This window comes from Tateyamaria rhodophyticola, from assembly GCF_047777875.1.
In the GTDB taxonomy this organism is placed as follows: domain Bacteria; phylum Pseudomonadota; class Alphaproteobacteria; order Rhodobacterales; family Rhodobacteraceae; genus Tateyamaria.
Map to the genome: position 1 here is coordinate 3,557,709 of NZ_CP180519.1, position 12,142 is coordinate 3,569,850.

Consider the following 12,142-nt stretch of genomic DNA (forward strand, 5'->3'; position numbering starts at 1 on the left):
AAGCAGCGCGGGGATGGACATGATCGTCGTTGACGACATTCACAAGCATTTTGGCGGGTTTCACGCGGTCGACGGCGCGACGCTGACGATCGAACAGGGGTCGATCACCGGGCTGATCGGGCCAAACGGAGCCGGAAAGACCACTCTTTTCAACGTGATCGCAGGCGTTCTTCAACCCACCTCCGGTCGGGTGACAATGGATGGTGAGGATATCACCGGTCTGCCGCCGCACACATTGTTCCACAAGGGCCTGCTGCGCACGTTCCAGATCGCGCACGAGTTCAGTTCCATGAGCTGCCGCGAAAACCTGATGATGGTGCCCGGCGCACAATCGGGTGAGACGCTCTGGAACACGTGGTTCGGACGCAAGCGGATCGCGGATGAAGAACGCGCACTGGCCGCCAAGGCCGATGAGGTTCTTGAGTTCCTGACGATCGAGCATCTGGCCGATCACAAGGCGGGACAGGTGTCTGGCGGTCAGAAAAAGCTGCTGGAATTGGGGCGGACGATGATGGTGGACGCCAAAATCGTGTTCCTGGACGAAGTGGGCGCAGGCGTGAACCGCACGCTGCTCAACACAATCGGGGATGCGATCCTGCGGCTGAATACGGAGCGAAATTATACCTTTATGGTGATTGAGCACGACATGGACTTCATTGGCCGGATTTGCGGGCCGGTGATCTGTATGGCCGAGGGCAAAGTGCTGGCCGAAGGGTCTCTGGCCGAGATCAAGGCGAACGAACAGGTGATCGAGGCCTATCTGGGCACGGGTCTCAAGAACAAGGACAAGGTGGGCGCATGACCGTAAATCTTGGTGCCTTGGCTGCTCGGTTGATTGCTTTATCCACAATTTTGGCGATGGCATCGACCTTGGCCGACGCAAGAAGCCTCGTTTCCGAGGCTGAGGTGGCAGGCGAACGTATCTTGATATTCGACGATGGTTTCTGGCGCTATAGCGACGATCAAGGCGAACGCTGCACGGCAATCGCACATGTCGGGGAACTCTGTGCTTTGCCATCCTCCTGGGCACCCTTTCCACAAACCGACACAAAAGCCCTCCGCCCAGTATTTGTGCGGGATACCATCGAAGGTTTTGTCACGTCCTTGACACCAATTGGCGAGCCCATCGGCTCAGCATCGTTAAACCGTGCGATTTCCGAATTGGCAGACATCAGTGGGACTGCGCCAACTTTGCTTCAGGAACAGCCCATCCAGCTTGGGGAATTCACCGGAACGCGCATCGTTTATAACGTTCTTGCGCGCGTTATAGCCTTCAGCATCGTAGACCAAAACGGTCGCTTACTGATTTTCAAAACGCAGCGGAATGGGTTTACCCTCTTTCACCGAGATCACCAAACCGCCCATGAGGACCTGATGAACAAGGTAAACCTGGAGGCTTTCGATGGCTGAGCCGTTTTTGATCGGCGATACCATGACCGGTGGCTATGGCGCGGGGCCGGATATCCTGCATGACTGTACTGTGGCGGTGGACCCCGGTGAGATTGCTGTGATTGTGGGGCCCAACGGGGCGGGTAAGTCGACGGCGATGAAGGCGGTGTTCGGCATGCTGGACGTGCGGCAAGGTGCCGTGCGGCTGGATGGCGAGGACATCACCGCGCTCAGCCCGCAGGACCGGGTGGCGCGGGGCATGGGGTTTGTGCCGCAGACGTCGAACATCTTTACCTCCATGACGGTGGAGGAGAACCTGGAGATGGGCGCGTTCATCCGGCGCGATGATTTTTCCGAGACAATGGCTCAGGTCTATGAGCTGTTCCCCATCCTTGGCGAAAAGCGGCGGCAGGCGGCGGGCGAGTTGTCCGGTGGGCAGCGCCAGCAGGTCGCCGTGGGGCGCGCGTTGATGACCCAGCCCAAGGTGCTGATGCTTGACGAGCCAACCGCCGGCGTCAGCCCCATCGTCATGGACGAGCTGTTTGACCGGATCATCGAAGTGGCGCGCACCGGCATCCCGATCCTGATGGTGGAACAGAATGCACGTCAGGCGTTGGAGATTGCCGACAAGGGCTATGTGCTGGTGCAGGGGCGCAATGCGTATACGGGGACGGGCAAGGAATTGTTGGCCGATCCAGAAGTGCGCAAGAGTTTCTTGGGGGGATAAGATGTACAATCTTGCTCCAGCAACGGTGCTGCTAATGGGAATAATGATTTCTGCTACAGCACAAGCGCAAGCGACTTCGTTCGTCTGCAACTTTGACACTGAATGCTCACAACGCACTGGTTGTTCGACCAAAGAGTTGTCGCTTACCTTCTTTGTTGATGAGCAAGGACAGGCATATATGCAAGGCAACGTTGATTTTGTTCAGGTAATGCCGTTGGTCGGAGAAGATGCGATATCCTTTGTCGAGCCAGCAGGAAGTGGAGTTGTCCAATCCACTTCTGTCTTGAATGAGGGACAAGCAGTCCATTCAAGACACACAGCATTCCAAGGGGAATTCGTTACTTCACAATGGCATGGACAGTGCGCCATGTACGGAGGCAAAAACTAATGGATTTCCTGAACGCCTTCGTCGCGCTATCCAACTTCGTCCTGATCCCGGCCATAGCTTACGGCTCGCAACTGGCCCTCGGGGCGCTCGGGGTCACGCTGATCTATGGCATCTTGCGCTTCTCGAACTTTGCCCATGGCGACACGATGGCCTTTGGCACCATGGCGACGATCCTGATCACTTGGGGGTTTCAGGCCATGGGCATCAGCGCCGGGCCGCTGCCCACCGCACTGCTCGCCCTGCCCTTTGGCATTGGGGTCTGCGCCTTGCTGGTGCTGGCCACGGACCGGGGCGTCTACCGCTTTTACCGCGCGCAAAAGGCCAAGCCGATCATCTTTGTCATGGTCTCGCTTGGGGTGATGTTCATCATGAACGGGCTGGTGCGGTTCATCATCGGGCCCAATGACCAGCGTTTTGCCGATGGCGAGCGGTTCATCATCTCGGTGCGGGAATTCAAGGCGCTGACGGGGCTCGACGAAGGGCTGGCGTTCAAGACCACCCAAGGGATCACGGTGATCACGGCCGTGATCGTGGTGGCAGCACTCTTCTACTTCCTCAACCGCACACGGACGGGCAAGTCCATGCGTGCCTATTCCGACAATGAAGACCTCGCGCTGCTCTCGGGGATCAACCCGGAGCGGGTCGTGATGGTCACGTGGCTGATCGTGGCGGCGCTGGCCACCATTGCGGGCGTGCTTTACGGCCTCGACAAGTCGTTCAAACCCTTTGTCTATTTCCAGCTGCTGCTGCCCATCTTTGCCTCTGCGATCGTGGGCGGGCTTGGCAATCCGCTGGGAGCGATCGCGGGCGGGTTCACCATCGCCTTTTCCGAAGTCATGATCACCTATGCCTGGAAGAAAGTGGCGAACTATGCCCTGCCCGAGGCGATTGCACCGGACGGATTGGCCCAGCTTTTGTCCACGGACTACAAATTCGCGGTCAGCTTTGTGATCCTGCTGATCGTGCTTCTGTTCAAGCCTACGGGCCTATTCGCGGGGAAATCGGTATGAGCGACACGGCACGCAACACGCTCTATTTCGCATTTGTCGCGGCGTTGATCATCGGCACCGGCTTTGTCCAAAGCTGGAACTCGGCGCTCTTTGTGCTGAATTTCGGGCTGATCTCGGCGATCATGGCATTGGGCGTGAACCTGCAATGGGGATTTGCGGGGCTGTTCAACGTGGGCATCATGGGATTTGTGGCGCTTGGCGGGCTGGCGACGGTGCTTGTGTCGATGCCGCCCGAAGGGGACGCGTGGTCCGCAGGGGGGCTGCGCGTGATCCTGGCGCTGGTGCTGGGCGCCGCGACCATCGTTGGGGCCATCCTTGCCCATGGCGCATTGCCCAAGGGGCGGGTGCGCACCCTTGGGATGCTGGTCATCCTGATCATCGGGTTCTTTGTCTACCGCGCCGTGTTCGACGGCGGCGTTGCAGCGGTCGAGGCGGTGAACCCGGCCAATGCGGGCTATCTCGGCGGGCTGGGGCTGCCGGTGCTGATTGCGTGGCCCGTGGGCGGGTTGCTGGCCGCAGGGGCCGCGTGGATCATCGGCAAGACGGCTCTGGGCCTGCGCTCGGACTACCTTGCCATTGCGACGCTGGGGATTGCGGAGATCATCATTGCGGTGATGAAGAACGAAGACTGGCTGGCGCGCGGGGTCAAGAACGTGGTGGGCCTGCCCCGCCCTGCCCCGTACGAGATCGACCTGCAGAACGACCCCGCCTTTGTCGAACGCGTGTCGGGCTGGGGTCTTGATCCGGTGACGGCCTCGTCGCTGTGGGTCAAGCTGATCTATGCGGGCCTCTTTGCCGTGGTTCTGATCGTACTGTTCATGCTGGCGCAGCGGGCGCTACACAGCCCTTGGGGTCGGATGATGCGGGCCATCCGTGACAATGAGGTCGCGGCGGAGGCCATGGGCAAGGACGTGACCGCGCGGCATTTGCAGATCTTTGTGCTCGGCTCGGCCGTCTGCGGCATTGCCGGGGCGATGATGACGACGCTGGATGGTCAGCTGACGCCCGGATCGTACCAGCCGCTGCGCTTTACCTTTCTTGTCTGGGTGATGGTGATCGTGGGCGGATCAGGCAACAACCTTGGGTCCGTGCTCGGTGGGTTCCTGATCTGGTGGCTGTGGGTGATGGTGGAGCCGATTGGCCTTGGCTTGATGCAGATGGTCACGGCCGGAATGGCCGAAGGGTTCTGGCTGCGCGATCACCTGCTGGATTCGGCGGCGCATATGCGGCTTTTGACCATGGGCGTCGTGCTGCTGCTGGTGCTGCGGTTCAGCCCACGCGGGCTGATCCCGGAAAAATGAGGCGCGCCCGCACGATCTGGGCGCTGGTTGGTCTGGGTCTGCTGTTTCTGGCGGTGCAGGAATTCTCGTGGTACGCGCTCTGGCGCGGTGTGGGCGGCTTGTCAGGCGATGCAGCGGCGCGCGGACGACTGGCGGGAACCGCGACGTCCGATCTGGCGATCTTTGGCCATATGGTCCTTGGCGGGGTGATCACCCTTTTGGCGGTGGTGCAATGGGCCGGTCCCTTGCGGCGGCGCTGGCCGCGTTTGCACAGGGTGAGCGGGCGGACGCTTGCACCACTGGCGCTGATCACAGCGGTGAGCGGTTTGATCTATATCGCGCTGCGCGGGACCATTGGCGGGCCCATCATGTCTGTCGGTTTCGCGCTCTATGGCGGTCTGATGGCCGTGGCGGCGGTTCAGACGTATCGGCACGCCAGAGCCCACGCGATTGATGCGCACCGCGCGTGGGGTCTGCGCCTGATCGTGCTGTGTCTGGGATCGTGGATCTACCGCGTGCATTACGGGATCTGGTACGGGATCACGTGTACCTGGGGCGAGGCGACCTGCCGCCTTGGCAGTCGGTCTGATTTCTCGGGCGTGTTTGATCAGATACAGGTGTTTGCCTTCTACCTCCCCTATCTGCTGATCGTGGAGTGGCACCTGCGCCGGACGGGCGGCGCAGGCGGGCGCGTCAGCGCCCCTTGAACAGACCACCGAGCACACCGCGCACGATGCGGCGACCTGTGGTGCCGGTCAGCTCCTTGACCACCATCTTGGTCATCGCCTCACCAAAGCTCGCACCACGCCGCGCAGGGCGCGATGTGGACCGTGACACCCGTGCCCCGGAATAGCGGCGCGCGGCATTGAATTCGCGCAGCGCCGGTTCCATCTCCTCGACCTTGTCCTCTGCCGCTTCGGCCTCTGCCGCGGCCTTTTCGGCCCGTGCCTTCAGGATTTCATAGGCGGATTTGCGGTCCATCGGCGCGTCATATTTGCCCGCCATGTCGGACGCGGCCAGATGGGCCGCCCGCTCGGCCTTGGTGATAGGGCCAAGCTGCGATGACGGGGGCCGAATCAGCGTACGCTCCACAATCCCGGGCACACCCTTTTTCATCAGCATCGAGGTCACCGCCTCACCCACGCCAACCTCGCGGATCGCCTCTTCGGTGTCGAAACGCGGGTTCTCGCGGTAGGTTTCGGCGGCCATGCGCAATTCCTTGCGGTCCTTGGCGGTAAAGGCGCGCAGCGCGTGCTGGATGCGGTTGCCCAACTGGCCAAGGATGTCCTCGGGCACGTCTGCCGGGTTCTGCGTGATGAAATAGACGCCAACCCCCTTGGACCGGATCAGGCGCGCGACCTGTTCGACCTTGTCCACGAGCGCCTTGGGCGCGTCCTCAAAGAGCAGATGCGCCTCGTCAAAGAAGAACACCAGCTTGGGTTTGTCCGGATCGCCCACCTCGGGCAGTTCCTCGAACAGCTCCGACAAGAGCCACAAGAGGAACGTCGCATAAAGTTTCGGCGACGCCATCAGCTTGTCCGAGGCGAGGATGTTGACCATCCCCCGCCCGTCCGCATCGGTGCGCATCAGGTCCGACAGCGCCAGCGCCGGTTCCCCAAAGAGGTCCGTTGCCCCCTGGTTCTCCAGAACCAGAAGCCGCCGCTGGATCGCCCCGATCGACGCAGTGGACACGTTGCCATAACGCAGGCTGAGTGATTTGCCGTTCTCTCCGATCCACACCAAGAGCGCTTGCAGGTCCTTGAGATCCAGCAGCGGCAGCCCCTCTTCATCCGCGAGCCGGAACGCGATGTTCAGGATACCTTCCTGCGCCTCACTCAGATCCAGCAGCTGCGCCAACAACAGCGGGCCCATCTCGGACACGGTGGTGCGCACCGGGTGACCCTGATCACCGAACAGATCCCAGAACGTCACCGGGCAGGCGTGGTAGGTGTAATCGTCAAACCCGATCTTTTCCGCGCGGCTGGTGAACGGCCCGTGCAGCTTGTGCGTCTCACTGCCCGCCTTGGCGAGGCCCGACAGGTCGCCTTTGACATCCGACAGGAACACCGGAACGCCTGCGTTCGAAAACCCTTCGGCCAGGATCTGGAGGGTTACGGTCTTGCCCGTTCCGGTGGCACCTGCCACCAATCCGTGTCGGTTGGCGTAGTTTAGCGTCAGTCCCTGATGCTCAGCATAATCTGCGCCGCCGCCACCGATAAAAATCTTGTTGTCCATCGCGTTAACTCTTTGTCCATGCACACTTTCGCGACGACCATACAAAGTTAACCTTTTGACGCCATAGTGATCTTCGTTCCCGCCGACATGTCCTCCTGGCGCGGAACACTTCCTCCCTGTCAGACTGGCCGCGCCTTGTGCGCGGCCTTTTTTTGCGCGCGTCACATCTTGCCAAGTTTCCCAGCAAATTTGCGGTTGACCCACGACTCACGCTTCCGTAACCTCGCGTCACATAAGTCGGCCAGTCCGACGGGGAGAGAAGAAAATACGGAAAAGGGGGCTTTGCGGCCTCCTTTTTCTATTTCACGCCAACAGCTTGCCTGACACAGTTCCGCATCACGAAAATCTTGGTCGTTTCGCGCTGACATGCCTGCGCCTACATGGTAGCAACCGCAAAACGCAATTTCACAGGGTTTACCATGCGCACGTCACTCCTTGCTCTCAGCCTCGCTTTTCTGCTTCCGGTCGGCGCTTGGGCGCAATCGACAGACACCGAAGCGGCAGAGACCGAGCAGACAGAAGACGCCGGTTCGACGATCGAAGACCAATTGAGCCTTGGCGAACCGGCCAACAATGAGCCGCAAGTGGGCCAGTCCTATATCAGCGAAAAGAATGGCGATTGGGAAATGCGGTGCATCCGTACCGAAGACGGCGAAGACCCGTGCCAGATGTACCAGCTGATGACCGACAGCGAAGGCACGCCAGTTGCGGAAATCTCGATCTTCCGCCTGCCCGAAGGGGGCCGTGCCGTGGCCGGGGCAACGATCATCGTGCCGCTGGAAACGTCGCTGCCGGAACAGCTGACCATGAAGGTCGATGCCGGTCAGGCGCGCCGCTATCCGTTTGCGTTCTGCAACACGGTGGGCTGCTATTCCCGCGTGGGCCTGGTGCAGGAGGAGATCAATGCCTTCCGCCGTGGCAATGCCGCGACCGTCACCATCGTGCCCGCACTGGCACCGGATCAAAAGGTGGATCTGAACCTGTCTCTGTCGGGCTTTACCGCGTCGTTCGAAAAGACATCCGTCGCGCAGCAGTAACGCGTGACGCACCATCATGCATCGGGGCTGCGGCACATGTCGCGGCCTCTTTTTGTATTTTAAAGCAGAAATACAGAACCCTGAATCGCATAACCCTGCCTGAAATCAAATATTTCAACGGGTTACGTGATACATGATGGTGCAGCTTATTCGCATTTCGCTCTAGGCGTCTGAAATCAGTGTCACGCCGTCCAGTGTTGCCAACGTCTTGAGGTCCGCGGCATAGCGCTCTGCCCAGATCTGTTGCTCCTCAGCCGAGAACGCCGCAAACCCGTGTGACGTAGCATCCCCGGCATGGGCCTCGACGACCGCTTGCCACGCGTCCGGGGCAAGCGTCTCCTCCGTTTCCAACCGTGCCTGCAACGCAATGAGGGCCGCGTCCGTGGCGCTGACATTGATTTTGCGCGCGGGTTCCACCAAGGGCGCATCGGCCAGCTCTGGCACCAGCCGCTGCAACAGTGACACGCTGGTGCCGCGCGCCGCATATGGCACCACCGTGATTGCATCGGGCCGCAAAACGTCGCGCAGGACGCGCAACAGGTCGGGCCAGCCGCGATCCATACGCATGTAATTGGGGCGCAGGACGTCGAAGGGCGGGACCGGGTTTTCCTCGGCCCGTTTGCGAAAGCCCGAGACGAACAATTCATCATAAGGACGCACCACGAACAGCAGATGCGCAATCCGCCCCGGCCACGCATCGCGCAGCACCGCGCACCGCTTTTCCGCAGCCGGATAGAATTGCCCCTTGATAAAGTGCATCATGCGGCCCGGGATGTTTTCTTCCGACAGAATAAGGGGTTGGCCTGCGCTATGCGCGGCCAGGACCTTGGTCGTGCGGATCGTCACGCGCCCCAGCTTGCTATCACGCGGCCGTGGCAGGCGCAGGGACAATGTACCGGACGGAATGCCGTCGCGCGGCGGATAGGCCAGCGACCAGCCCTGGCCCTGCAACACCGTCCGGTTTTCATGCAGGCACATCTGGAACGATGAGGTCCCGGTCCGGTGCGCCCCGGCATGAATGAAAAGCGGTTGATCGGCCATGCCGAACCGTTACGCAGCACCCGCCCGGCGCGCAAGGAATTGCGCACACCGTTGCGTCACTTCTGGACAACAGGTGCCAAACTGGCCACGGTGCGCGTCAAACGAATGAGGTTCCGTATGTCCCCGCGCAAGATCATTATCGACACGGATCCCGGTCAGGATGACGCGGTGGCGATCCTGCTGGCACTGGCCAGCCCGGAGGAGCTGGACATTGTGGGCATTACCGCGGTTGCGGGCAACGTCCCGCTTGATCTGACGTCCAAAAATGCGCGCATTATCTGTGAGTTGGCGGGCAAAACGGATGTACCCGTCTATGCCGGATGTGACCGCCCCCTTGGCCGCGATCTGGTGACGGCGGAACATGTGCATGGCAAGACGGGGCTGGATGGTCCCGACCTGCCGGACCCGGTGATGGCCTTGCAGGACGGGCACGCGGTTGATTTCATCATCGACACGCTGCGCAGCGCCGAACCCGCGAGCATCACGCTCTGCCCGCTTGGCCCGCTCACCAACATCGCGACCGCGTTGCAACGCGCGCCCGAGATCGCGGGCGCGGTGCAGGAAATCGTGCTGATGGGGGGGGCCTATTTCGAAGTGGGCAACATCACGCCCGCTGCGGAATTCAACATCTATGTCGACCCGGAAGCCGCTGATATCGTGTTCAAATCCGGCATTGATATTGTCGTCATGTCGCTGGACGTGACGCACAAGGCGCTGGTGACGAAACCCCGCAATGACGCATTCCGCGCACTCGGCACGCCTGTGGGCATCGCCGTTGCACAGATGACCGATTTCTTCGAACGGTTCGACAAGGAGAAATACGGCTCCGCCGGTGCTCCGCTGCATGATCCGTGTGTGACCGCCTATCTGATCAGGCCGGAGCTGTTCACCGGGCGCCACATCAACGTCGAGATCGAGACGCAGTCGGAGCTGACCATGGGCATGACCGTGGCCGACTGGTGGCGCGTCACCGACCGTGCGCCCAACGCGACCTTCATGGGCGACATTGATGCGGATGGCTTTTTTGCGCTGCTGACCGAGCGTCTGGCGCGGCTATGAGTGCGGCACTCACCCTCGGCGCGCCCGAGCATTTCGACCGGCTTGATGCGCTTGTCGCCGCCTTTCACGCCGAAGAAGGCATCTCGCTTGATCCCGAATCCCGCGCCGCGGGCCTGCGCCCGTTGCTGGAGGGGATCCCGCATGGGGCCGTGTACCTGATCGGGCCGCCCCGTGCGCCCATCGGCTATCTCATCGTGACCTTTGGCTGGTCCGTGGAATTTGGCGGCATGGACGGGTTCATCGACGAAATCTTTATCCGGCCGGGTGTGCGTGGTCGCGGTGTGGCGAGCGAGGTTTTGCTGTCCCTGCCCCGCGCTCTGGCCAGCGCCGGGGTCAAGGCGCTGCACCTCGAAGTGGAGGCGGACAACGACACCGCGCAACGTCTCTACAAACGGTGTGGCTTTGCCCTGCGCGATGGCTACCACCTGATGACGCGCAAGCTCTAGGATCAAGCCTCTGGCCACCGGTGGCGCGCGCGCCTATGTCTGGGGCATGACGTTACACATCCCCTTCGACAACAGCTATGCCACTTTGCCGGACGCGTTTTACACGCGGTTGAACCCCACACCTGTGCGCAGCGCCGAACCGCTGGCGTGGAACGCTGCGCTGGCCGAAGATCTGGGGATCACAGGTCAGGATACCGCCGTGTTCGCGGGCAATACCGTGCCCGATGGTGCCGCCCCTCTGGCGCAGCTTTATGCGGGGCATCAGTTCGGCAACTACAATCCGCAGCTGGGCGACGGGCGGGCAATCCTGCTGGGCGAAGTGGTGGGCCGTGACGGCCTACGCCGCGATATTCAGCTCAAGGGCTCCGGCCCCACCCCCTATAGCCGCATGGGCGACGGGCGCGCATGGCTGGGTCCAGTGCTGCGCGAATATGTTGCTAGCGAGGCGATGCATGCGCTTGGCGTCCCAACAACCCGCGCCTTGGCTGCCGTCGCCACGGGTGAGCCGGTGTTGCGCGAACAGGGACCCCTGCCCGGTGCGGTCTTGACCCGCGTGGCCGCCAGCCATCTGCGGGTCGGCACGTTCCAGATCTTTGCCCATCGCGGCCATATCGACGAATTGCGCACACTCACCGACTATGCCATCGCGCGCCACCATCCGGAGGCGGACGGCCCGCTTGGCCTGTTGGCGGCGGTGTGCCGCGTGCAGGCAGAGCTGGTGGCGGCATGGATGTCTGTGGGCTTTATCCACGGGGTCATGAACACCGACAATTGCACCATTTCCGGCGAGACGATTGATTACGGACCGTGCGCGTTTCTGGACGACTATCACGAGGGGCGCGTGTTCAGCTCCATCGACCAGACGGGCCGCTATGCCTTTGGCAACCAGCCGCGCATTGCCGTGTGGAACATGGCGCAACTGGCCACGGCGCTGATCCAGCTTTGCGATGACAAGGAGGCCGCGGTGGAGCAGGCCACAGCCATTGTGCACGCCATGCCGGGGCAATTGCAGGCCGCGTGGTTGCGCCGGTTTGGCGCCAAGATCGGGCTGGCCGATCCGCGCGCCGAGGATCAGCCGTTGATTGAGGAGTTGCTGGCCTTGATGCAGGCGGACGGGGCGGATTTCACCAACACGTTCGCGGGCCTCCACGACGGCACAGCGCGGGACGGGTTCAAGGACACGGACGCCTTTGACGCGTGGGCGGCCAAGTGGCGCGTGCGTATGGATGCGCCCGATGCGATGACTACGGCCAATCCGCAGATCATCCCACGAAATCATCAGATCGAGGCGATGATCACCGCCGCCGTGGCCGGCGACATGGCCCCGTTTGAGCGTCTGATGACCGCGCTGGCGACACCCTACGACCTGCCCGACGGTTTTGACGATCTGCGCGCCCCGCCCCAACCAGACGAGGTCGTGCCCGCCACGTTCTGCGGCACTTAGAGCGAAATACAAATAACCTGCACCATCATGTGTCACGTAACCCGTTGAAATATTTATTTCAGGCAGGGTGACGTGACCCAGATTTT

Annotated in this window: 13 protein-coding genes; 11 read left to right on the plus strand and 2 right to left on the minus strand. The window is 61.4% G+C overall.

Features of this window, described 5'->3' with window-relative positions:
- Positions 1 to 19: 19 nt before the first annotated feature.
- From ACERHN_RS19085 to ACERHN_RS19115, 7 genes are read left to right on the plus strand one after another with little or no spacing between them, the layout of a single operon-like run.
- The gene (locus tag ACERHN_RS19085) at positions 20 to 802 is read left to right on the plus strand and encodes an ABC transporter ATP-binding protein (RefSeq protein WP_415920594.1); all 783 of its coding nucleotides are present in this window, start codon (positions 20 to 22) and stop codon (positions 800 to 802) included.
- Complete coding sequence (locus tag ACERHN_RS19090) at positions 799 to 1,410, plus strand: hypothetical protein (RefSeq protein WP_415920595.1); 612 nt, start codon at positions 799 to 801, stop codon at positions 1,408 to 1,410. Before ACERHN_RS19085 ends, ACERHN_RS19090 begins: the two co-directional genes overlap by 4 nt.
- Complete coding sequence (locus ACERHN_RS19095; protein WP_415920596.1) at positions 1,403 to 2,116, plus strand: ABC transporter ATP-binding protein; 714 nt, start codon at positions 1,403 to 1,405, stop codon at positions 2,114 to 2,116. The genes ACERHN_RS19090 and ACERHN_RS19095 overlap by 8 nt, the downstream gene beginning before the upstream one ends.
- A 1-nt stretch (position 2,117) precedes the next feature.
- Positions 2,118 to 2,504: a hypothetical protein gene (locus ACERHN_RS19100; RefSeq protein WP_415920597.1), complete on the plus strand. Its 387-nt coding sequence runs from the start codon at positions 2,118 to 2,120 to the stop codon at positions 2,502 to 2,504.
- On the plus strand, positions 2,504 to 3,514 hold the full coding sequence (locus ACERHN_RS19105; protein ID WP_415920598.1) for a branched-chain amino acid ABC transporter permease: 1,011 nt from the start codon (positions 2,504 to 2,506) through the stop codon (positions 3,512 to 3,514). Before ACERHN_RS19100 ends, ACERHN_RS19105 begins: the two co-directional genes overlap by 1 nt.
- Positions 3,511 to 4,815 (plus strand): branched-chain amino acid ABC transporter permease, encoded by a 1,305-nt coding sequence (locus ACERHN_RS19110; protein ID WP_415920599.1) that lies wholly within the window; start codon positions 3,511 to 3,513, stop codon positions 4,813 to 4,815. Before ACERHN_RS19105 ends, ACERHN_RS19110 begins: the two co-directional genes overlap by 4 nt.
- Positions 4,812 to 5,501, plus strand: coding sequence for a DUF2306 domain-containing protein (locus ACERHN_RS19115; RefSeq protein WP_415920600.1), 690 nt, complete (start codon positions 4,812 to 4,814; stop codon positions 5,499 to 5,501). Before ACERHN_RS19110 ends, ACERHN_RS19115 begins: the two co-directional genes overlap by 4 nt.
- On the opposite strand, the gene ACERHN_RS19120 is transcribed toward ACERHN_RS19115, so the two are convergent.
- Complete coding sequence (locus ACERHN_RS19120) at positions 5,488 to 7,029, minus strand: helicase HerA-like domain-containing protein (protein ID WP_415920601.1); 1,542 nt, start codon at positions 7,027 to 7,029, stop codon at positions 5,488 to 5,490. The genes ACERHN_RS19115 and ACERHN_RS19120 overlap by 14 nt on opposite strands.
- A 419-nt stretch (positions 7,030 to 7,448) precedes the next feature.
- Here ACERHN_RS19120 and ACERHN_RS19125 point away from each other — a divergent pair, with 419 nt between their 5' ends.
- Positions 7,449 to 8,066 (plus strand): invasion associated locus B family protein, encoded by a 618-nt coding sequence (locus tag ACERHN_RS19125; RefSeq protein ID WP_415920602.1) that lies wholly within the window; start codon positions 7,449 to 7,451, stop codon positions 8,064 to 8,066.
- 162 nt (positions 8,067 to 8,228) lie between these two features.
- Here the strand turns inward: ACERHN_RS19125 and ACERHN_RS19130 are convergent, their stop codons facing one another.
- Positions 8,229 to 9,107 carry a hypothetical protein gene (locus ACERHN_RS19130; RefSeq protein WP_415920603.1) on the minus strand — a complete coding sequence of 293 codons (879 nt, stop codon included), beginning with the start codon at positions 9,105 to 9,107 and terminating at the stop codon, positions 8,229 to 8,231.
- Between the two features lie 117 nt (positions 9,108 to 9,224).
- Here ACERHN_RS19130 and ACERHN_RS19135 point away from each other — a divergent pair, with 117 nt between their 5' ends.
- The 3 genes from ACERHN_RS19135 to ACERHN_RS19145 are packed head-to-tail and all read left to right on the plus strand — an operon-like array spanning position 9,225 to position 12,056.
- The gene (locus tag ACERHN_RS19135) at positions 9,225 to 10,166 is read left to right on the plus strand and encodes a nucleoside hydrolase (RefSeq protein ID WP_415920604.1); all 942 of its coding nucleotides are present in this window, start codon (positions 9,225 to 9,227) and stop codon (positions 10,164 to 10,166) included.
- Positions 10,163 to 10,612: a GNAT family N-acetyltransferase gene (locus ACERHN_RS19140; RefSeq protein WP_415920605.1), complete on the plus strand. Its 450-nt coding sequence runs from the start codon at positions 10,163 to 10,165 to the stop codon at positions 10,610 to 10,612. Before ACERHN_RS19135 ends, ACERHN_RS19140 begins: the two co-directional genes overlap by 4 nt.
- Before the next feature lie 46 nt (positions 10,613 to 10,658).
- On the plus strand, positions 10,659 to 12,056 hold the full coding sequence (locus ACERHN_RS19145; RefSeq protein WP_415920606.1) for a protein adenylyltransferase SelO: 1,398 nt from the start codon (positions 10,659 to 10,661) through the stop codon (positions 12,054 to 12,056).
- Positions 12,057 to 12,142: the final 86 nt, after the last annotated feature.